A 21462-nucleotide genomic window follows, 5' to 3' on the forward strand; every position below is an offset into this window, starting at 1 on the left:
AGACCGCTAGTGTTTGCGTTCTACCTTAAAGTTTTTCAGATAATTATGCTCCGTTATCCACTCTAGAACTTCAGGAGTTAGATATTCAAGAGTTGCGGTTTCGAAACGGTTGTCAACGGATTTAAAAAATTTTTCAACGTCTTTGGGAAAGTCGGATAGGTCAAAGTTAGCTTTAATATCTGCTAATTCAGTTGCCAAACGTTGAATATCTTGTGCTAACTGACTCGACTTATCTCTTTCTTTGAGTTTGGTTTTATATCTTGACTGTTTCTCGTGAAAATCATCGTAGTTTGCTTTTTGGCTAGGGTTATGCCTCTGTTTTTCTAGAAATTCGTCCTCAATTTTAATATCGGCATCTAGGATTTTTAACCAATTTTCCCAGTGTGAAGTGTTATTTTGCTTCAGTGTTTCTACTATTGATTTTAGAGAATCTCGTGTATCGGTATATGATTCTTGTTGCTGAACTTTATACTCTAGTCTTTCCCAATCATTATTAAAAATATTGAACTTTGAAATGATTGTTTCTAATCTTAACGAGAACTTTTTCCTAAACTCCAAAGTGCCTAAGTACGCATGATATTCTTGGTTATTTTGAAAGATTTCATTATACGAACGCGAGTTCTCATACCGTTTATTTATAAACTTGATGGCATTTAAGAATTGGACTTGGTCCTCTAGTGATTCAGTTATTTTCGATAACTCTCTAGCGATAATGCCAGTTTTCTCAATGATATCCTCGTTTCTTTCGTTATCGTTAATGCGAATTAACTTTCGTTTAAACTCGCTAACCTCCTCTCCTAGTTTACTCATTCAGTATCTCCTTTGTGTTGCTCGAGACTAACTAAAGACCTTTCTATTTTAAGGATGCTCTGTGTTACTGCCTCACTTAATTCATCAATATGTTTCTCATCTACGGAGTTTAGACGTTGGTTCATGATTGGATTTATAGCTTTATTAAACTCAGACCAATGAATTAAGACCTTTCTAATATTGTCGATCATCGAACCATCAATATTCGATAGTATCTCTAACAGTTTTTTTTCATTACTTGTGACTTGTAATTTAATAATCTCTTTAAACTGATTCCATTTTAAATTTTCTTTTAAATCATTGATGTATTGCTTGGCCGTTCTGTAAGTAACAGTATTCGGCGGATACAGTCCCAACTTTTCGGAGGTTTTATATGACTCCAGTATTTCATCAAGAATTTGGTATAATTCTTCGACGTTTTCAGTTTCGCTTAAATTCTCTGTTATTTGTGAAAAAACGGGTTTGAGTTCTTTTATTACAACGCTTTGAAGTTTACGTAAGTTACCTGGTAGTTGGTTGTCGACTTTTTTTCTTGCTTGTTTTAACGCTATATTGAAGTTGTCACGATCTACTGCAACATTGCTGATACTGAGAAGATCTTTCCACATACTTTGATTGATTTCCCATTCATCCAAAACAGCACTTCTATATTCTTGAAAATTCTCGTTTATTGGTTTCTCAAGTGAGTTTTCGATATGAACGCGCGTCATTAAAAACGTATCCAATATATCTGTTTTAACCTTTAACCCGAGTCCCTCTTGTAATGCCAAGTGTTTTGCAACTGCGTCCGTTAAAAAGCGTTTTCTTATGGTCTTTGCAATTTCCTGTATTTGAATCGGCACCCACTGAAATTCAAAGTTTTTATAATATGTATAGTCTTCAAAGCCTTGTGGGTAATCCCATCCTTGTTTCTGACCATCGTTTGGATTATTCTGTCTATATCTAAGTATTGCTAAAGCGGTTCTTTGCGCCAGTGCTGAGGTGTCGCTACCAGAAAAAAAATCCTCTTCTGAGTAAAAATCAATGTTGCTCGTTCTTTCATTTGTCGATGACCCAGGGATATTAATTAAATAACGCTGACCGGACTTAAGTGTAAAATCAAATACATCGCTCTTCGAATTAACTTTGGTAAATATCTTACTATTTTTGAATCCATACCAATCGCTAGGAGAGTGTTTTCTAATCATTTCATATAGTTGGATTCTGAGTTCATTTGCATACTTTTGTGATATTTGGGCTTGCTTGTTAAACCAAGGAAGTAACTCATCTTCTAGGTTTGATCCTTTATCTGGAACATTTATAGGATTTTTGGGTTCTCTTGGAACGGTTGGAGGTGGAGCGGGGTCGATAATAATATTAGACCCCAAAAGTTTCGCAAAGTCTTCCAAATTGAAAGCTTGCGCAATTTCCTTCGGTGTTGAAGATGAAAGCTGCTCAACTGTCTTTACGTCAGCCCAAATTATAGACAATTTTATTGCTTGGTCTGGAGAGTTTAATGAAAGTTGATTAATTCCTTCTATTAAAGAAGGGATTCTCTCCTTTATCTCTACATTTAGTGGAAATAAACCTTTGATATAGTCTTCTCTGTGATCTCTTAAAATATTCAATAGAACATCTTCGAGTATATCTCTAGGGTTAAACACAATTTCATTAGAACTATTGCGGCAATACCAAGAAGCTAGCCTGATTATTGATTTTCTGTTGTATGGGAATAAAGGAATGTCGATTGATGACTTACCGAATGACTCAAGTTGATTCGCCTGTTTCTCATCAAGCTCGGTTGACCAGACATCAATGTTGTCTGCCTGTTGGTTTCTTTGTACTATTTCGTTTAATTGTTTACTGCCGTGCCGTGCCGCATTTAAATATCGACTACAGAAATCTACGATTCGATTCTGTATGTTTTCTTGAGTGTCATTGTTATCTCGGATTTGCCATTCGTATCTTGCTCTTGTTCTTATAGTGGCTTGTCGTTTGGTATAACCAGTATATCCGCCCGTTACAGCTAGAACTGACTTAAGAGTGCATAAATCATCTTGTGCTTCCTCTAACAAACAGTCAATCAAAACATCTTCAATCGCAGAAACTGCAGCAAGATCTTCAACTAAAATGACAAGAGTTCTATCTAAAGACTTAAGGTGTCTTCTGATCTCTTTAAAAACATCTTGAAAATTACCATTGTTAAATTGGAACAATTGTTGAAAAGTTGTTTGAGTCGCTTTTACGATACCGTCATTAATAACTTGAAGCGCACTTTTTCTTTTCTCTTCCACCGAGTCCAATTGTAGCGCTTTAATGGCGTTTCTACTGGGAAGCGAAAGGTCATCAATGCTAAAGCTGTTGATTATTTTTTCAAACTCAATAATGGATAGTTCGAATTCTTTTAATTCTAACTCTCGCTCGGAAACTCCCTTAATCCACCTTGTTGCGACTTTATAGACGTAGCTTTCTGGATGGATTAGGTATTTTTTAAATTCAACATCGTCTACAAGTGAAGGTAGTGCCCTAGCAATACTTGCCTTTTCTCGAAGTTTCTTTAGTTGCTCTGGGTCCCCATCTCTACCAATGCTGCGCATTGTGTTTTGTGCGTCCACACTAATTTCTTCGATCCGATGTTTAAGGAATGTTACAAAAAGGTCAGCTACTTCTTTTGCGACTAAACTACTTCCAACTTCATCAATTTTTTTTCTGGCGCTTTCGAATATTTCCCCATCTAAATTCTCGAGGAGTAGGTGTAGAGTTTGGCGAAGACTAGCATTTTTTGGGATTCTGACAATTTGCCATTTTTGTTCTTTTACTATTTCTTGTGTTTTCAGTTTGGCGTGTAACCATCTCACTAGGTGTGATTTACCCAAGCCTGCGTCCGCTACTATCGGGATAGGGCGGTCAATTTGTAAAAAGTGCTTTAATAAATCGTTTTCAGTGGCGACTACTTCATCTGTACTTGTACTAAATTTTACAAGTTGCATGGGTTCATGTACTGAAAGTAGCGTCTCTTCCGATAACTCTTCAGCTTCAATTTTTACACAGGCTAATACGTTTTCTCTTGCTGGCCAATAATTCTCAAGTCCCATTACATCCCTCCTAAGCTTATGTGACTTATTGGCCTAGTTGTATTGCCGGGCAGCAACATATGCATAGTTAACTCAGAGTCAGACTTGTTCTCCAACTTAATCACTCTGCCTACCGTAAGTCTATGAAGCGCAATAGAAAGGCTTGCAGAAAGCTGGTGACTTTGTGGTTTTATCCAATCGCTATTTTTACTCGAAATTAAATTCTCTACGATTACCCTATATTCTCCGCCATCTACAACTGGTATCTCTCTTCGCAATTCAATCAGAAAATCATCGATCGATAGTCCATTTTTCGCAATATCTGAGGATAGTACTTTCTTAATGAATGGAGAAAAAAGGCGCGTTGGATCAACCGTGAAAAGGTTCTTATCAACTTTCTCAAATAATCCCAAAAGTATTCCATAATCAGATAGCACCCCAGTCTCAGAGTTGTTTATGCTCAATCGAGTTTGATTTTCAGAAAAGCTAGGGAAATATTTTGAAGCTATATTTCCGATATCTGTTGACCTAAAGTGCTCGTTTCCAACAAGAGTGTATCGACCTAGCGAGAGGAAAAGTACCATTGAACGAATTAGGGGCTCAATGCCATTTCCGTCTATCACATCGACTTTTTCGCTAAAAATGCACTCGCATAATCTCGATGGAAAATTAAGTTCAGAGGCATTCATATCTTTTGCACAAATATTGTCGTCTTTTTTTTGCCATAAGCCTAAATTAGACCAAAAACTCAATGATTCCTTCAACTTTTTGTATGGATTATCCTGAAACTTGAATTCACCATTTTCATCTTTTTTATCATCTTTAAATAGATAGTCGGGGCGATACTTTTCCAGTATTTCTTCCATAGGAATATACTCTGCCTTACCGTTCTTTATTCTTCTGTTTACTAGACGATCTATAAAAATCAACGAAGCGATATGGCTTCCTGAATGTGCATTATTTATAACAGACATCGTTATATACCCACTAGTAGTTTAAAGTTATGAAGGGATATAGAGCATTGCTCTATTTGATACCAATTCCTGAAGCTTGATGAACTGTTTTTGGCACTTTTATTTGCAATAACAAGCGTCATTTGTTCCTGCAATTTCGGTAAATCTATAGTGCTATGATCCGTATATAATAAAATCGATGGCCACAGACTCTGGTCATTTGAATTTGAGTCAGATATCCAAAAGTGTGAGAAGCCTGGAGGAAGATGCTCCTGGATCTCAGCAAGACACTTTTCATCTCCTACGATTCTATTGACTAACTTTTTTTCCAAAAGTGATTTTACAAGTTTTGACCATTCCAAAAAGTCGTTGTACGACTCAGATTTTTCAAAATAGATGGGTAAAACATTGTCAATTGAGAGGAGGTTGTCCAACTCTTTAATAACTGAGTTTTCTGGTTCAAAGTTCTGAAGGGTAGGGGATGTTCCTAGGGTTGGCAGAAAGCCTTCACATCCAAGACATCCGCGACATGCTTTCTCGGGACGACTACCGAATAGTGAGTAGTAGGTTGTCAAACGTTCACAAAGCGGAATTTCAGGTGAGGTAATAACCTGCCTTAGCTCCTCAAATCTTTTACGCTGTATTTTGAGTTCTTCATCTCTGGCAGAATTTAGCTCATTTTCCCAAAAACTATCATGTAAGACATTTGAGTCGATGAGTTCCACAATGACCTTTTCTTGGTATCTTTTCCAGAATTCTGAATCTGCTTGTGTGATAGTTCCATCATCATTGATTGTCGTTGTGTCCGGTATGTCATAGTAGATTCTAATCAAACCATTTCGTTGCAAAAACAAAAGAGTACCCCAATTCCAATCCGCGTTTGTTTCTGTTTTTTTTCTTAAATTATTTCCAAACAATCCAACGTTTAATTCGTAAAAACCTTGCTCTTTAAAATATGAATTTTGTGGTTCCTTATTATCTCTCCACATGTCCTTCCATCGACTTAAACCTTTTTCAATACTAATTATTTTGTCGCTGTTTACACCCTGAGCAGTGCTCAACTGCGCTTCATGATAGATAAGATAGGCAGTCGCCGCACTTCCGTTACGTCCTGCGCGGCCGATTTCTTGATAAAATCTGTCAATGTTTTCTGGTACAGATGCGTGTATTACAGACTTAATATCATCCTTGTCCATTCCTACGCCGAACGCAGAAGTTGCAACCATGATGTCATACTCATCTCTCTGCCATTTATCTATTACGTCTATTCTTTGATTGTAGGAAGTCTCACCCGTAAACAAACCTACTCGTGTGAGCCCGAGTTGTTTGAATGCTTTGTATATCTTATTTGAGTCATCTTTTTTTGTTGTGTAGATGATTAATGGTTTTGGAAGTTTAAACGCTTTATCGAGAAGTTTTGTGAAGTGCTCCTTATAAGGTAATTTTTCAAATGATGTTTTTATCTCTGGACGCAAAAAGTTGCCGTTAACCACTGTAGGTAAGACATTTGGTTCACCATAAATCTTGTTAATTTTTTCAATACTGTTTTGAGTGAAAGTAGCGGATAAGAAAATTAAGTTGAATGGAGTTGCTGATACTGTTCGGAGTGTGGAGACTAGTGCTCCAAATTTTTGAAACTCAGGTCTAAAATTAGCTCCCCAAGAGTCAATTAAATGCGCTTCATCAATAACAATTTCAGATAATTGTCCTCGTTTGGCAAGAATGAATAATGTGTTAAGTAAACTCGTTGTAAGTGCTTCTGGAGATGTAAACAGCACTTGTTGATTACCAGCTAACAAATCACTTCGAATTTTCCTCCTTTCATTCTCGCTTAAATTTGCGTGCCAAGATAAATTTTCTTTTAGTGAGCCTTGAAGAATTTCGCTCATTCTTTGAGCTTGTTCAATCGCTAGGCCTACTGTTGGCATTAGGACTATTGTGCTTGAAAACTTTCTTTGAAATAGAACTGAAGATTGAATAATTAAGCTTTTTCCACAACCTGTTGGGAGATTTATAAATAGGGTCGACCCCTTTTTAGCCGTAAGGCATGTTCTCACGGCAAGTTGCTGACCTTCTGTTTTATAAGTTTTGTATCCATGCGCTTTTAGTTTTTGCTGGAGGCATATATCCATATCCTTTTTAACTGTGTTGCGAGTATTTTTGAATTGGTAAATGTCTAAGTCAGCTTCATGGACAGCACTTTCAATAAGGTACAATTGATTTCCAACTTCCCTCTGAGAGACACCTATCAATCGTGCAAGTTCAAGTTCGGATTGATTCAACTTCCTAACAAAATTAAACGTCGTATATTTCAGTTCTACTTGATGTTGGATCGATAGGAAAAAGTCTTTCAACAAGTAAAGAAACTCAATGCTCGAGACTTTATGTTGCTCGACCGCCGAAAATAAACGACGGAAAAACATATTATCAGGATAGTCACTTTGAAGCTTTTCTAGTGTTTCTAGTAACGACTGATACTGGGTCTGTGTAAAACTAGTGGAGTTGGAAGTAATCACAACACTTATCCCCCGATCAGCGTTACAGACATTGCAGAGACTAATTTGACCGATAGCTTAGAAAATTGGTCTGGTGTCAGTTTTTCTGAAATTAATTCTTCAATTAATTCGGTTTCTCTATTCGACAGTTGTGTTTCAATTATTTCCTTCCATTCGCTTGGATCAATAAATTGATTGACAAGTTCCCAAACATCCTTCTCAGCAGAAACCGAAATCTCGAAATCCTGATAAGAATCGTTTGAGTCGAGTTGTTTAAATTTTATTGGCTTTTCTAATAATCCTAGTATTGCTTCGTTGTTTTCAATGTTTCCACGAGAGTTTAGCCACTCGCTCTTCAATTCTGGCGGAAATGTCTCATCTAAATCTCTTTGCTCAACGGATGATTCTGACTCAAGAGTACAAAGCCAATTAAGGTTAATAAAAGTTTTTGGTTCCTCAAGCTTTACATTTATTTTTCTTATCACAGCACTGGATAAGCCTATGGGTGTTGCAAGCGTGAAATTAAAAATAGTGTCTAAAAATGGTTGGCCGAAACGCAATGGATACGCGCCCGTTCTTGATGTGAGTTGCCTATCTGGAGTCATAGGCTTTGTAGATGGGTTTCTTTGGCCACTGTCGAAGTCCATGCCCAAAATGCAGTGTTTTAAAAACTCATCCACATTAAGTCGAGTTCTGCCTAGACTATATTGATAAACGAAGCAGTTATTCTCTGTTTTTTTTACGTTGAATTTGAGGCTTTCTTTAATCCATTTTTGAATGTGTTGATGACTTTCCTCTGAATCGACATCACTAGTTTGTAGGTTGTGCGAAAAGGCCTTTATTTCAGCTATTCCATACTTCATTTCTTGCCAAACTTCTTGATCGGCTACTTTCTTCTTTTCTTTGGCAATTAGCCCATCGTCACCACTGAGTGTTTCTTTTATAAATTCTAGTCGGTTAAATCCACTTTCTAGTAGTTCAGGCTCTTCTCGTTTTAGCAACTCCTCTAGAACTAACTGAATACTGGCAGTTGTTTCGGTAAAAACTCCAATCGTATCAACCAATAAACGGGCCCAATTGGCAATAAAACCGCCTGATGATGGAACTAACAGCATGTTTTCTATTGGCTTTATGCCAATGTCGGTAGCACAGTACCTATTTAGCCTTCCAATTCGCTGCTCTATTCTCACGATTGAACGGGGAAGACTATAATGTATGGCTAAACGCTTTGAGCCTTGCAGGTTTAACCCGTCCTCTCCGTTTTTATCAAGAACAAGAATGTGAATTTTATCGTTGTGAATAAACTCGGGTAAACTCAGAGGGATGTGCCGCTCAACATCATCCCTTGATTGCTCAATTAAGCGGAAAAAGTTATCTGCAACTGAAGATTCTCCACAGAAAACGGTAACCTTTCCCTCGGGGTTTTCTAACAACCATTCATCGATGTACTTCTTCGCAGAAATATCTTTTGAAGTTTGTTCGTCGTTTATACTTTCTAGAGCAAAAGCAATAATTTCATTATACTTTCGGAATTCGTCTTGTTTTTTCAAGATGTTGAGTTTTTTTGCTAACTCATTCGGTGAGTCGAGTAATGCATCGAGTAGTTCAAGAATAAACTCATGATTGGATACATAATTTTCCCCAACGACTATGCTTCGAAAATCATCTAATTGTTCGTCGAGACTGGGTATGTCATCGTTCACCGCCCATTCGACAATATCCGCTTTTCCCAAACCTGGAAAAAGTTGTTCTATGCTACTGTTTTTGGCTCCACGCCTATTTCTAATGAATCTCTGAAAGAGTCTATATTTTTCACCAAAATGGTTTTTAATTTGAATAACTAAGTAATTTCTTAACTCTTCGTTTTTTTCATCATTAAAAAAATCTATTTCAGGCTTCAGTTTGTCCAATAATTCAATAAGTCGATTATCATCTAGGTTTAGCGCCTCAATATCTGCTACAACGCCTTCAAGCGTAAAGTCATCGGTTTCGATAGATAAAGCTTCATAAATCCCTGCTAATTGTTGCCTTGACTCTACCTTAAAATCAAAGTCCTCAATTCCCTTCTGAGTTAGATGGTAATTTTCAGGACTTAGACAATGAAGCATAGCCAAAAAGGATTTAGCATTGCCCGAGATGGGCGTTCCAGAGAGTATCAGCGTTGTAGTCGACTCATTGCATAAATTTGAAATCTTGTTGTAAACATCCGATTCGTCAGACCATGCAAAGTTAGCAAGGTTATGCCCTTCGTCAACAACGACCATTGTTGGGCTCTCAAAGTGTTTCGTAATAGAAATAGCGTCCGTGTATGGAACAACGAGAATTTTTTGCTCATCGTCTCCAAAATCATCTTCCATTACGTCTTCAAGATGAAACTTTGTAACCAGTTCAGACTTCCATTGGTCAACCAAGGCATCTGGCGTAAATACTATAATTACAGAGTTATTCTTTTTTTCTAGAATATGCTCTCGAATCAAAAAACCTGCTTCGATTGTTTTTCCTAATCCTACTTCGTCACCAAGAAGATATTTTTGTTTCGGGTCACTTAAAACCTGCATTACGACAGAGAGTTGGTGTGCTTCCAAATTAACAGCGCTGCTTGGAAGAGAAGATATAGATCTACAAGCTTTTCTTTGTTTAATGTAAGAATCGATGAATTTAGTTCTATTTATGTAATGCTTAACAGAGGTCGTTGCTCTTGCTGCAATAAAGTCCAACGCTGAAAAAGAGTGGCGGTTTAGAGGGGTCGGTACGAACAAGTCCTCTATGTCAAAGGTATCTGATTCTGCATTGCTGAAGTAAATAAGATGTTTATTATTTGGCCGTTGTCCGTCATAGAAACCCATACGCCAACTTTGTAGTGGGCCGAACCTGCAATAAACGACTGTTTTCTCGAACAGTCGCTCTTTGCCATTTATTTCAGAGCCTTTTAATTCAATGACTGAATCATATGGTGTTTTGGGGGATGTAAAAAAGCCAATTTTAGCTGTCTGATGTTCAACAGAAATTTCAATTATTTTACCAATTCCTTTGAAGTGCTTTTTACTTTCTACTAATGAGCCTACACCCAGTTTCAAGACATCCTCCTTGTCGACAAAATACTACTAATACTGTCATTTAAACTACTACCAATAGTGCCATCTATAGTTAATATTAAAACTCCTTCATTCGTTAGCACGAGGCTCGAACCACCATTTCTGGATAATCTCCACCGTCGTGTTTCCTGGACAATGACCGATATTGCTTTGTATTATCAATGTTACCTTAACATGTACACAATTCCAGTACACCAATGGCTCTGCACGATACAGTCTACTAAAACAAGCCAAATCACCATCTTAACAACACATTAACAAACTAAACTCCTGGTTTGTATCAGAAAATGGCTTAGAGAAATACCCTGAACGAATTTTAGTGCTTTGTTACTGTAATCCTCAAGGGAAAAGTTAAGAGAGTTAAGTGTCCGCTTTATGATACTTCCTTACGAATGTATCAGGTACCTTTGTGCTCTTGAGGGTTTGTCCACTTCCCCTAAACTGAGACAGACTTAATTGGAGTTTTCTGCAATGATTAATGCAGGAGACGACTATGAAAAAATCACGATATACAGAATCTCAGATTATTGGGGTGTTAAAGGAAGTTGATGCAGGTATGAAGGTTGAGGAAGTCTGCCGCCAACACGGTATCAGCAGCGCAACCTACTACAATTGGAAGTCCAAATACGGCGGCATGGAAGCGTCTGACGTCAAACGGTTGAAAGAGCTTGAAGAAGAAAACGCTAAGCTCAAAAAGATGTTTGCAGATGTCAGCTTAGAAAACAATGCCATTAAGGAGCTTGTCGCAAAAAAGGGTTGGTGACAGCAGAGAAACGAGAGTGCGTTAGGATCCTAGTTGATGCGGGACTAAGTATCGTAAAGGCCTGTCTGTTTGTTGGTATTGGCCGTGCGACCTTTTATCGTCCAGAAAGAGACTGGCGCAAAGTAGATGCTGCTGTCATTGATGCTATCAATGCGGTCTTGGAGAAGTCGCCACGAGCAGGCTTCTGGAAGTGTTTTGGCCGAATGCGGTTCAAAGGCTTTCCCTTCAACCACAAGCGTGTCTATCGCGTTTATTGCCAAATGGGATTGAACCTGAGGCGCAGAACTAAACGGGTACTGCCCAAACGAATAGCCCAGCCATTAGAAGTGCTGGATCAGGCAAACCATCAATGGGCGTTGGACTTTATGCATGACACGTTATATTGCGGGAAACGGTTCAGGACACTGAATGTGGTGGATGAAGGCACGCGGGAGTGCCTTGCTATTGAAGTCGATACGTCTTTGCCTGCTGGCCGTGTCGTACGCGTGTTAGAACAACTTAAGGCCGAGCGGGGATTACCAACTCAACTACGCATGGATAATGGCCCGGAACTCATTTCGGCAACGCTGACAGACTGGTGTGAGAACCACAATGTTGAACTGATATATATCCAACCAGGTAAGCCACAGCAAAATGGCTTTGTTGAACGCTTTAACGGTTCATTCCGCAGAGAGTTTGACCTTTCCCCCAAAAATAACACCATGACATTGATGAGATTTCCAATAAACTGGAGACAATGGAGATCTCAACATGAAGAAACGTTACAGCGAAGAGCAAATTATCAAGGCAATCAAGCAGCATGAAGCTGGGGCCAAGGTAGACGACATATGCCGTGATATGGGCATATCGTCGGGTACGTTTTATAACTGGCGAAGCAAATATGCGGGCATGGAAGTCAACGAAGCTAAGCGGCTCAAAGAATTAGAGTCCGAGAACAGTAAGTTGAAAAAGATGCTGGCTGACAAACTTCTTGAAGTTGAAGCGATGAAGGATGTGCTGTCAAAAAAGTGGTGACGCCAGCAGCAAGAAAGCCTGTAGCCCGCTATTTGATTGATGTATTTAAGCTCAGTGAACGGGTTGCTTGTAAGCTTGCTGGTGTTAGCAGAACGGGATTTCGCTACTGCCAAAAAGGTAAAGCTGATGATTCAGTTCGTTCACGTTTGAAAGAGCTGGCGTCTCAATATCCTCGATACGGCTATTTAATGCTTCATGGCTTACTGAAAGGTGAAGGTCTGGTTGTTAATCGCAAGCATACATACCGACTTTATACCGAAGAGGCGCTCCAGGTACGTACTAAGAAGCGTAAAAAGCTAACGCGACCAAGACAGCCAATAGAGGTGCCTTCAGCGCCGAATCAACGCTGGTCTATGGATTTTGTATCAGACCAGCTAAGCAGCGGAAGGCGCTTCCGCGTTCTGAACGTGGTTGATGATTTCTCTAGAGAAATGGTTGGACAGCTAGTCTCGGTATCAATTAGCGGACGACAGGTCGCTCGTTTTCTCAGCCAACTGATAGAGCTACGGGGAAAGCCTAAAAAGGTGATTTGCGACAACGGTACAGAATTCACCAGCAAGGCGATGTTCTTCTGGAATAAAGAAACAGGTGTTGAGCTTGGATTTATCCAACCAGGTAAACCGACACAGAATGCATTTGTTGAGAGCCTGAACGGTAAGTTCAGAAACGAATGCCTGAATCAGCACTGGTTCAGAACCTTAGATGAAGCAAGATACGAAATCGATCTATGGCGCGAACATTACAATAACGTTCGACCACATAGCTCACTGAATTACCTGCCGCCTGTTGAGTATGCAAAACGGGCAGCATAATATGAAAAATCTCATCGGAAGATTGGTGCTAATTCGGGGGAAAGGTCAAGTTCCTTGATGCTTACTTGTTTGAAAATCTCAATCAGGTTAGAGAAATGGCATGGTTCTGGCGACTGGATTATAACGAAGAAAGAACACATGAAAGTCTGGGTAACCTGCCTCCGGCAGCTTACCGAGCAAAACTGGAAAACTCTAATTTAGCACTGTCTCATTAATGGGGAAGTGGACAGGTTGTCTTTCTTGGCGGTGATTGTCAGTTCAACTATACACATTGACTTTTATTCATCGAATCCAGCCATTTCGTTTATTTAGTTTGATAAGTCAGTGGGTCAGGTTTTTTATTCGCTTCGAAAGCCTCTAACCTCTCAACACAAGAGCCACATTTACCGCAGGCTTTTTCAAGCCCTTTATAGCAGGTCCACGTTTTTGAATAGTCTAGGCCCATCTTCAGACCATCTTTCAAAATGCCTACTTTGTCAGATTGGAGGTAGGGGGCGACGACTTTTACAGGTTGAAAGTTAGCGACTGAAGAAGCTTTATCCATGATTTCGACGAATTCTGGTCGGCAGTCAGGGTAGATCACATGATCACCAGAGTGCGCTCCATACCATACTTCTGAGGCCTCGATGTTTACTGCGTAACCAATAGCCAGAGACAGTAAAATCATATTCCGGTTGGGTACTACGGTTGATTTCATATTGTCGGCCTCGTAGTGCCCTTCTGGTATGTCGATTTGGTCAGAAACCAACGATGAATTGGTGAACAAGGAACTTATACTTTGGATATCTAGTATTTTATGCGGAGTAGAATGTTCTTCCGTTACCTCTTGGGCACAAATGAGTTCCTTGCTGTGCTTTTGGCCGTAATTAAATGATAAGGCATATACCTCATGACCGGCACTAAGAGCTTTGTGAAGAACGGTAAAAGAATCCATACCGCCTGAATAGACCACGACTACTTTACTCATTTTTTATCTCCACACTTCATTACGATATTTGCGTAACAGGTGATTAGTGAGAGTTTGTAGATCTTTAGAAATATTTTGCAGTTCATTCCATTTAACTTTGTGATCAACACCAAAATCCCAGTATCCATTTGTCCATTTGCAGTATGGTCTAAGTAATTCTAAATCTTGTTTAAATTGTTCTTTTGATACGAGTTCGTCATGAGTTTCTGAGTGATAACGGTCGTATATAGCATCCATTACATGCCCCATGGCGGAAATGCCCGCACCGTGCATTAAACGTGAATCTTTAGGATTTACATTCCATGCATCAGGGAATACTTCACTGATAGCTCCCCAATAATTACACAAGAGAGTAAACATTGACTCAATATCGCCTTCACCTGTTTCTGGATCACGAAATCTATACAGTGCTCCTTCAGAAAGACTACTTTCAATCAATTTTAAAATTGAATTATCCTTAATTTTTCCGTCAGGATTTGTAGCAGTTTTAATCATCTGATACATAGGAGATGAAGGTTGATAATTGAGTTCATCCAATAACTTCGCAGGGAATCGCTTCTTCTGTAAGGGGCGTGCGAGTTTAGTATCAGTAAATGGTAGTAACTCGTAGATCAACCCCTTCGGCAATGGCTTAGTTGAATTTACTAAAATAAACTGCTCTCTTTGTTCTTGAGAGTCATTAGTGATAAATGCTGAAACAGGCATTTGGAACTCACCACAATCAGCTTCTCTCAGCGCCGCGGATCTTTGTTGGCCATCTACAACCCAGCCAGGTTTGGGGTTGTCACCTTCAACAAGCGGAATATTCAACTCCCCGAAAGTGCCATCTTCAGTTAATGCGGTAAAAGAGACTCTGTCATCGAATGCAATTACGATTGCATTTGGGATCATCGGGTTATCTGATTCTAAGTACCTGGCAATTTCATTGATGTGCGAAGATACTTCTGGCCTTTGATATCCAGCTAAATTATTTTGTTCTCGTTTTACTCGCGAAATTGCAGCAATATCTTGTATTGCTTTTCCTTTGATTGCGAAACTATATAGTTCACGTTTAGGGCCTTGTTTAATCTTTAAGGCTGGAATTTTCAACATCGTCATAGTGTTAATCCGGAATTTTCTCTAATTCTTTACGTATGGTGTTATAGGCATTAAATAAGTTATGAAAACCACGGCGGCGGTTTCTAGCAGCTGCACGCTTTAGAATGACATGTATGCCAATTTCCTGACATATTTCGCAAGGACAGTTTTTCCACGGCTTATCGGTTAGTACTTTATCCATGAGTTCTCGTCTGCTTTTTAAGTGTGCATCTTTTAAATACAGCTTTTCGTATTCGCACAATGAATGGAGAACCGATTCCTTTGAAGCTAGTCCTTTGTCATATTTAATAACAAGGTCTAAGCATAGCTTTTCTAACTTTAATGCATCGTCCTGGTTAACTGTCCCACTGGCCACCAACTTTCTCATTGTATTGTTAGCATCTACCTGAGGGATAGCTATTGATGTGTACTTATGATTGGGTAGGTGGTAATTAAATTTATCATCCTTTAATCCTTGCATAAGAGGCGATGTTGAATCAAAGCTAGTTACTCCATATTTATGGAATTCCGCAATATATTCGAGTCTATTCACGCCTAATAGGTGGAATTGCGTCTTAGTATTTCTAACATCCTTAACACATTCGAGAATCTCTAAAATATCCTTTGTTTTTAGCGGAATCATTCCCCCCAGAGCGATTCTTGTATAGCCCATGGCCTGCAGATTGTATACGGAGTCTGCAAATGACGAAGGGCTCCATCCGTGCGCAACACCATAAGGAGTAAAAGGTTCGCTTTTGGATACATGAAGAAACTTAGAGGCATTTTCTAAATTAAGCTCTGCTCTTCTCAGGCACTCTTCTAAACGCTCACCAACGATCTTGGGCGCTTTAACATTATCGCTCTCATAGTCAAAGATGATGTGGTCCATTGCGATGCCATAAGTAACGCCGGAATTGGTATAAAACTCAGCGACATCTTCTACTTTGTATGGCGGTTCCTCTTCCTTAACATAACTGAATGCACCACAATCGCCGATGGTTTCATAAGACCTTGGTAGTCTAAAAAAGCGGTAGATGCCTTCCCTGAAAAAGCGCTGCCGTTGCGCAACTGAGTATCTTCCTTTTACGCCGCTAAGACCCTCAACAATGGCTTTTGATACGAGTATTCCGTCATAAACAGGTGACGAAAATATTTCATGAGCATACTTGTCATCTCTTTGAATAACACGGTGCTCGTTGTTCGTTTCCTTTTCAAAGTCAAAACTTGGATCTACAAAGTCATGACTATCAGGGAAGTAGAATTTAACTTTCTTCATATTCTATTCAACTACAAACCTAATCGCGGTTTTGAATAACCGAGAAAACCTTTTTTGCTCGCAAGAATAACCTTTCTCTCTAAATCTTCTTAAGACCACAGACGCTGCAAGTTTTACATCGGGTAACTCAACGAGTAGATCTTCAATAATTTTTAAAACCTCATCATCCGATAGTTTTTTTATTGGTTTTTTTTCAATGTCGGACGATTGCTTCTCGAGCGCTTGGTATTCCTCTTTCATATTCGCTATGGAATAGTTAGATTTCTTGCCGGACTTCAATAAATGCCTTGCAACTCTTGTATGAAGGGAGACCATAGAACCTCCGATGGCTTTGTGGGTTCTAACTTTTTCTCTAGTTACTACCGAGAAATCTTGCAGGTCTTTATCAATTAAACTGGTAATCATAAGCAGGTTATCTTTACTTAATAGCCGGGATGAAATGCTTTTTTTTATGTCCTGCTTAACAACATTGATGTAAGTGGGGGCCGCTGCAATAATAAAAATATCATTCTGAAAGCGTCTAAAAAGTTCGGTTAAGGACAATGAATTATCATTTAATTCTGTAAGCCCATTCCACCATATTCTGTTTTGTTCTTGTGGAAGCGAATCTAGACCAAGGTTGTTGCAAACTGAGTTTCTATTGCCAGTAGAAAATGTTGCGTCATATGATGCTATTTCATTTCTAGCATTTATAAGGCCATAACCAGCAGATAGAACCCATAACTCAGCGGCGTAGTTTTCTAGAATATCCTTAGATACCGACCAATGATCACCTGTATAAACCTCCAAAGCAGGGCCCTTTTCCGCTCTTTGCGAAAGTGCACTTAGCCATTTTGCAGGGCTAAACTCCGGATGTTCTGAACACTCCGATAAGGGTAATGCATTGCCATACTTTACTGCTTTAGACTGTGTGCAACTGGTAATAAAATGAACAGTTCGCTTACTGTCCACGATAAATGGCACCACAAGTACAGGTTTCCTTAACTTCAACTGCGCTAATTTGCGGGAGTTCAGGTTTTAAGCGGTCCCAAATCCACTTTGAAATAACTTCTGCTGTTGGATTTTCTAATCCTTCAATATCGTTTAGATAGTTATGATCAACCTGGGATAATATAGGTTTAAATGCCTTCTTAACGTCCGCAAAGTCAATAAACCAACCTGTAGTGGCGTCTATTTGGTCGGTTAGGTGAATTCTCACTTTGTAAGAATGTCCATGTAGCCTTCCACATTTATGACCTTCTGGAACATTAGGTAAGAAGTGCGCTGCTTCAAACGTAAAATCTTTATAAATCTCAACAGTCATATTAAGACCTCCCTTAATTTTTATATTGTATCCAATCATTCGCTAGACAGCTACTGTGGATTTTGTCTAAACGGGGTTAATAGGTGTTATCCAACCATAAATGTTTTTAAAAGATGGCATCTCTTGTTTGTATTGACATAAAACTGCATTAGTACTTTACTGTGATTAGAACCTATTAATGGAGTCTCACGGTATGAAAGAGCAAGAGTTAATTCATTCACTAGAAAGAATCGTAGAGGTTTTGTCGCAAAACAGGAATGGTTGCAAGCAAGAGGCAATTAATATTGCGCTAGATGCTTTAGGCGTTCATGTTGAGCATAACCCCATAAGAGAGTTTCTTAATTCAACTCAGAGTGATTACAGAGAAAGCGCATAGTCTCAATCTACTTTTTCAAATAAGTCGCTTACTTCACACTCGAAAAGATTACAAAGTTTGTCTATAGCTTCCAAGTCTACGCGAAGGGCAGTTTCTTTGTAGAGCAAGGTTATGGTGTTTCTATTGAGGCCTGTCTCTCTTGCAACGTCTGTTATTTTCATTTTCTTTTCACCCATCAATCTAGCTAAGTGACACTTTATCACTTTTTAACCTCCTGATTAAAAAAATGCCATTTAGAATGTAAAAAAGCCATTGAAAATGGCGTTGAATGTGTGTAGCTTGTCATTCTGGATGGCAAGTTTGTTTTTAGTATGAATATTTGCCTTGTAAAGTAACACTAAAGTAGATTTATAGCGACTAAGCCATGGCAAATTATGTAACGACAGAAGAACTGTCTCAATTGATAAAGTATGATTGTCGTACGATTCGTGAACAACTAAAAGACAATGTATTAATTCACGGAGTTCACTATATTCGCCCGTTTGGTGGGAGGAAAATCCTGTACGATTGGGATGAGATCAAGAAAGATATGTGTTTATTTTCTAAGGGGAAAACTAACTAAAACCACTCGATAATTAATATGAAAGGAACTCATCCGCGGTATCTACAAAAAGTTTCTCGTTGATTAATTCATGTTTTATGGTTGTAGGGCTTTGTCCACTTCCCCTAAACTGAGACAGACTTAATTGGAGTTTTCTGCAATGATTAATGCAGGAGACGACTATGAAAAAATCACGATATACAGAATCTCAGATTATTGGGGTGTTAAAGGAAGTTGATGCAGGTATGAAGGTTGAGGAAGTCTGCCGCCAACACGGTATCAGCAGCGCAACCTACTACAATTGGAAGTCCAAATACGGCGGCATGGAAGCGTCTGACGTCAAACGGTTGAAAGAGCTTGAAGAAGAAAACGCTAAGCTCAAAAAGATGTTTGCAGATGTCAGCTTAGAAAACAATGCCATTAAGGAGCTTGTCGCAAAAAAGGGTTGGTGACAGCAGAGAAACGAGAGTGCGTTAGGATCCTAGTTGATGCGGGACTAAGTATCGTAAAGGCCTGTCTGTTTGTTGGTATTGGCCGTGCGACCTTTTATCGTCCAGAAAGAGACTGGCGCAAAGTAGATGCTGCTGTCATTGATGCTATCAATGCGGTCTTGGAGAAGTCGCCACGAGCAGGCTTCTGGAAGTGTTTTGGCCGAATGCGGTTCAAAGGCTTTCCCTTCAACCACAAGCGTGTCTATCGCGTTTATTGCCAAATGGGATTGAACCTGAGGCGCAGAACTAAACGGGTACTGCCCAAACGAATAGCCCAGCCATTAGAAGTGCTGGATCAGGCAAACCATCAATGGGCGTTGGACTTTATGCATGACACGTTATATTGCGGGAAACGGTTCAGGACACTGAATGTGGTGGATGAAGGCACGCGGGAGTGCCTTGCTATTGAAGTCGATACGTCTTTGCCTGCTGGCCGTGTCGTACGCGTGTTAGAACAACTTAAGGCCGAGCGGGGATTACCAACTCAACTACGCATGGATAACGGACTACCTATTGAGTCAACCATTTTCGGGGACAGCATATCCCTAGCTACACGTCATATGTAACGCTGTTTAATCTTAGTACGTTGCTGACGACAATACCCAGCCCGAAAAAATATTGCTTACCATGATGTACAGGTGTCCCTATCTGAAGGGCACTAACGGACTTAACATAGCATTATTAAAAGTCGGGGACGTAGAGCATTATCCACTAGGTCGCGTAACGCGCCTTAACGGCCCGATTGATTTACGTCCCCCGACAAACCTCGTGATAACCGTGGTAGTCGACATCATTCTTGACGATTGAGTGGGCAACTCTGGCTAACTTAACTGCCACAGCGGTATATGCTTTGCGTTTAATATCAGCAGAATTACCATTGAGTCTGATATAACGCTCATACTTATAACGAAAGCTATTTTCTTTCATTCTGATTGCTGCGTTCGCAGCGAGCCAGTAACCATACCTTAAGCGCGCGTTGCCACGCTTTGATAGTCTGTAGCTGCCTTTCTGTTGCCCACTTTGCAGAGCTGACAGGTTAAACCCACAGTAATTTAAATATTGCCGATAATGAGCAAAACGAGATAAATCCCCGCTTTCAGCAATTATGATAAGCGCGATGATGGCCCCAACCCCAGGTATCGTTTTCAACCTTTGGTAATCTGAACGTTCTGATAGAAACATTTCTGACTTACGCTCAAGCTCCAATCGCTGCCTCGTCAAATCGATGTATCGCTGCAGTTGCATGCGATACGTTTCTACGGCAACACTTTTGATATCTACTGGCAAACCGATTGATTTTTCGGCGATGACGTAAAGATGTTCAAGGAACTGCTGCTTGAATTGCTTTCTACCGATGACATCCCATGCTCGCTTTACAAATGTCTCTTGCCGGTATCTGGTAATCGACTGAGGGGTTGGAAACTTCAGTAAAAAGTCACAAAACCATTCTGATCTAGAGTTGTGAAGAAATTGTTCAGCTTCAGGGAAATACAATGTCAGATTGTGGTTAACCAGGCTGTTCAAACAGCGAGTTCTGGCAATAGTTACCTGGTGATAAGTATTAGACAACTCCTGAATATCCATAGTTTGATGAACTAATGGATCAAAAAATGGCCGGGACATGCCCTGACTGAGTAGATACAAAATAACGCGCGTATCTTTACGATCATTTTTGTCCCAAGTTTGATAGAGCATCTCTCTAGCGCGGGCGCAGGACAATGAAGAGACGAGATGACATTGCGCTCCCTTTGCTTGAAACCAATGAGCAACATTGCGATGGTAATCAGCCGTCGGTTCAAATCCAATCCGGATAGTTGAGCCGTGGGCACATGATTCATCCCACAAACGCTGGTAGCCTTGTAATGTGTTTTCAATTTTCATCTGCACAGTGCGGCCGTTCGTAAATTGAATAAGAGCATCATGACTTTTCTTGGCAATATCGATCGCTACGTAAGTCAGATTTTTACTATCATTATTCTTGTCGGTCATTAGTTAACTCCACTTATTGTTTGGTCACTATAAGTAATAGTTAATGGCCGACATCTTTAAAAAGATTGCTCGAAAAGCATTATTCAATAGGTACCACGGACCGGAATTCATCTCTGTCACTCTGGCCAGTTGGGCTGAAGAACATGGCGTTGCTCTGGAATTTATTAAACCAGGCAAACCTACACAGAACTCCTTCATCGAGAGATTCAACCGGACTTACCGGACAGAAATACTCAATATGTATGTCTTCAGAACCCTGAATGAAGTTCGGGAACTGACCGAAAACTGGATAACGGAATATAACGAAGAACGCCCCCATGATGCTCTGAACGATCTGACACCATGGGAATATTTAAGCAAACATGAACAGGCCGAAAGCTCTAATTATGGGTGTAACTAATTAGGGGAGGTTTACAGTAGCCTGAAAGTTCAGTATCGCTTATCCGT

At 39.7% G+C, this 21462-nt stretch carries 14 protein-coding genes and 4 pseudogenes; 6 read left to right on the forward strand and 12 right to left on the reverse strand.

Annotated elements, in window-relative coordinates; translation table 11 throughout:
* Window positions 1–6: 6 nt before the first annotated feature.
* From DS731_RS00450 to dpdE, 5 genes are read right to left on the reverse strand one after another with little or no spacing between them, the layout of a single operon-like run.
* On the reverse strand, window positions 7–810 hold the full coding sequence (locus tag DS731_RS00450) for a hypothetical protein (RefSeq protein WP_119499492.1): 804 nt from the start codon (window positions 808–810) through the stop codon (window positions 7–9).
* Window positions 807–3884, reverse strand: coding sequence for a protein DpdH (gene dpdH / locus DS731_RS00455; protein ID WP_119499493.1), 3078 nt, complete (start codon window positions 3882–3884; stop codon window positions 807–809). Before dpdH ends, DS731_RS00450 begins: the two co-directional genes overlap by 4 nt.
* Window positions 3884–4837: a protein DpdG gene (gene dpdG / locus DS731_RS00460; RefSeq protein WP_150154199.1), complete on the reverse strand. Its 954-nt coding sequence runs from the start codon at window positions 4835–4837 to the stop codon at window positions 3884–3886. The genes dpdH and dpdG overlap by 1 nt, the downstream gene beginning before the upstream one ends.
* A gap of 2 nt (window positions 4838–4839) precedes the next feature.
* Entirely contained in the window at window positions 4840–7332 is a 2493-nt protein-coding gene (dpdF, locus tag DS731_RS00465; protein WP_119499495.1) for a protein DpdF, read from the reverse strand.
* Between the two features lie 5 nt (window positions 7333–7337).
* Window positions 7338–10388 carry a protein DpdE gene (dpdE, locus tag DS731_RS00470; RefSeq protein ID WP_119499496.1) on the reverse strand — a complete coding sequence of 1017 codons (3051 nt, stop codon included), beginning with the start codon at window positions 10386–10388 and terminating at the stop codon, window positions 7338–7340.
* 511 nt (window positions 10389–10899) lie between these two features.
* On the opposite strand from dpdE, the pseudogene DS731_RS00475 reads away from it, so the two are divergent.
* From DS731_RS00475 to DS731_RS00485, 3 genes and pseudogenes are all read left to right on the forward strand, one after another.
* Window positions 10900–11846 (forward strand): annotated as a pseudogene (locus DS731_RS00475) (IS3 family transposase); the annotation flags it as partial.
* 73 nt (window positions 11847–11919) lie between these two features.
* Window positions 11920–12995 (forward strand): IS3 family transposase gene (locus DS731_RS00480; protein WP_119499497.1). Its coding sequence is split into 2 segments (ribosomal slippage): window positions 11920–12169 and window positions 12169–12995, totalling 1077 coding nucleotides; the frame shifts between segments, so codons are not numbered across the junction.
* A gap of 47 nt (window positions 12996–13042) precedes the next feature.
* A pseudogene (locus DS731_RS00485) lies at window positions 13043–13210 on the forward strand (integrase core domain-containing protein); the annotation flags it as partial.
* Window positions 13211–13299: 89 nt separating this feature from the next.
* Here DS731_RS00485 and queC read toward each other — a convergent pair.
* Genes queC through queD form a run of 5 tightly spaced genes read right to left on the reverse strand, consistent with a single transcriptional unit; the run spans window position 13300 to window position 17618 of the window.
* A complete protein-coding gene (gene queC / locus DS731_RS00490; protein WP_119499498.1) occupies window positions 13300–13962 on the reverse strand; it encodes a 7-cyano-7-deazaguanine synthase QueC in 663 nt (220 codons plus the stop codon).
* Window positions 13963–13965: 3 nt separating this feature from the next.
* On the reverse strand, window positions 13966–15060 hold the full coding sequence (dbpB, locus tag DS731_RS00495; RefSeq protein WP_119499499.1) for a DGQHR domain-containing protein DpdB: 1095 nt from the start codon (window positions 15058–15060) through the stop codon (window positions 13966–13968).
* Window positions 15061–15064: 4 nt separating this feature from the next.
* On the reverse strand, window positions 15065–16315 hold the full coding sequence (gene dpdA / locus DS731_RS00500) for a tRNA-guanine transglycosylase DpdA (protein ID WP_119499500.1): 1251 nt from the start codon (window positions 16313–16315) through the stop codon (window positions 15065–15067).
* Between the two features lie 3 nt (window positions 16316–16318).
* The gene (locus DS731_RS00505) at window positions 16319–17281 is read right to left on the reverse strand and encodes a DUF6884 domain-containing protein (protein WP_150154201.1); all 963 of its coding nucleotides are present in this window, start codon (window positions 17279–17281) and stop codon (window positions 16319–16321) included.
* Complete coding sequence (queD, locus tag DS731_RS00510; RefSeq protein ID WP_119503237.1) at window positions 17256–17618, reverse strand: 6-carboxytetrahydropterin synthase QueD; 363 nt, start codon at window positions 17616–17618, stop codon at window positions 17256–17258. Before queD ends, DS731_RS00505 begins: the two co-directional genes overlap by 26 nt.
* 193 nt (window positions 17619–17811) lie before the next feature.
* Here queD and DS731_RS00515 point away from each other — a divergent pair, with 193 nt between their 5' ends.
* Window positions 17812–17994, forward strand: coding sequence for a hypothetical protein (locus tag DS731_RS00515; protein WP_119499502.1), 183 nt, complete (start codon window positions 17812–17814; stop codon window positions 17992–17994).
* 2 nt (window positions 17995–17996) lie between these two features.
* Here the strand turns inward: DS731_RS00515 and DS731_RS00520 are convergent, their stop codons facing one another.
* Window positions 17997–18170: a helix-turn-helix domain-containing protein gene (locus tag DS731_RS00520; protein WP_442858446.1), complete on the reverse strand. Its 174-nt coding sequence runs from the start codon at window positions 18168–18170 to the stop codon at window positions 17997–17999.
* Between the two features lie 547 nt (window positions 18171–18717).
* On the opposite strand from DS731_RS00520, the pseudogene DS731_RS00530 reads away from it, so the two are divergent.
* Window positions 18718–19562 (forward strand): annotated as a pseudogene (locus tag DS731_RS00530) (IS3 family transposase); the annotation flags it as partial.
* 211 nt (window positions 19563–19773) lie between these two features.
* Here DS731_RS00530 and DS731_RS00535 read toward each other — a convergent pair.
* On the reverse strand, window positions 19774–21015 hold the full coding sequence (locus tag DS731_RS00535) for an IS110 family transposase (RefSeq protein ID WP_119499505.1): 1242 nt from the start codon (window positions 21013–21015) through the stop codon (window positions 19774–19776).
* 94 nt (window positions 21016–21109) lie between these two features.
* On the opposite strand from DS731_RS00535, the pseudogene DS731_RS00540 reads away from it, so the two are divergent.
* Window positions 21110–21415 (forward strand): annotated as a pseudogene (locus DS731_RS00540) (integrase core domain-containing protein); the annotation flags it as partial.
* Window positions 21416–21462: the final 47 nt, after the last annotated feature.

This window comes from Alteromonas sp. RKMC-009 (genome assembly GCF_003584565.2).
GTDB lineage: Bacteria > Pseudomonadota > Gammaproteobacteria > Enterobacterales > Alteromonadaceae > Alteromonas.

What these genes read in the sequence shown, in the direction of transcription:
- DS731_RS00450 (WP_119499492.1), bottom strand. Translation starts at nt 810, where the DNA reads ATGAGTAAACTAGGAGAGGAGGTTAGCGAGTTTAAACGAAAGTTAATT.
- dpdH (WP_119499493.1), bottom strand. Translation starts at nt 3,884, where the DNA reads ATGGGACTTGAGAATTATTGGCCAGCAAGAGAAAACGTATTAGCCTGT.
- dpdG (WP_150154199.1), bottom strand. Translation starts at nt 4,837, where the DNA reads ATGTCTGTTATAAATAATGCACATTCAGGAAGCCATATCGCTTCGTTG.
- queC (WP_119499498.1), bottom strand. Translation starts at nt 13,962, where the DNA reads ATGAGTAAAGTAGTCGTGGTCTATTCAGGCGGTATGGATTCTTTTACC.
- dbpB (WP_119499499.1), bottom strand. Translation starts at nt 15,060, where the DNA reads ATGACGATGTTGAAAATTCCAGCCTTAAAGATTAAACAAGGCCCTAAA.
- dpdA (WP_119499500.1), bottom strand. Translation starts at nt 16,315, where the DNA reads ATGAAGAAAGTTAAATTCTACTTCCCTGATAGTCATGACTTTGTAGAT.
- queD (WP_119503237.1), bottom strand. Translation starts at nt 17,618, where the DNA reads ATGACTGTTGAGATTTATAAAGATTTTACGTTTGAAGCAGCGCACTTC.
- DS731_RS00515 (WP_119499502.1), top strand. Translation starts at nt 17,812, where the DNA reads ATGAAAGAGCAAGAGTTAATTCATTCACTAGAAAGAATCGTAGAGGTT.
- DS731_RS00520 (WP_442858446.1), bottom strand. Translation starts at nt 18,170, where the DNA reads ATGGGTGAAAAGAAAATGAAAATAACAGACGTTGCAAGAGAGACAGGC.
- DS731_RS00535 (WP_119499505.1), bottom strand. Translation starts at nt 21,015, where the DNA reads ATGACCGACAAGAATAATGATAGTAAAAATCTGACTTACGTAGCGATC.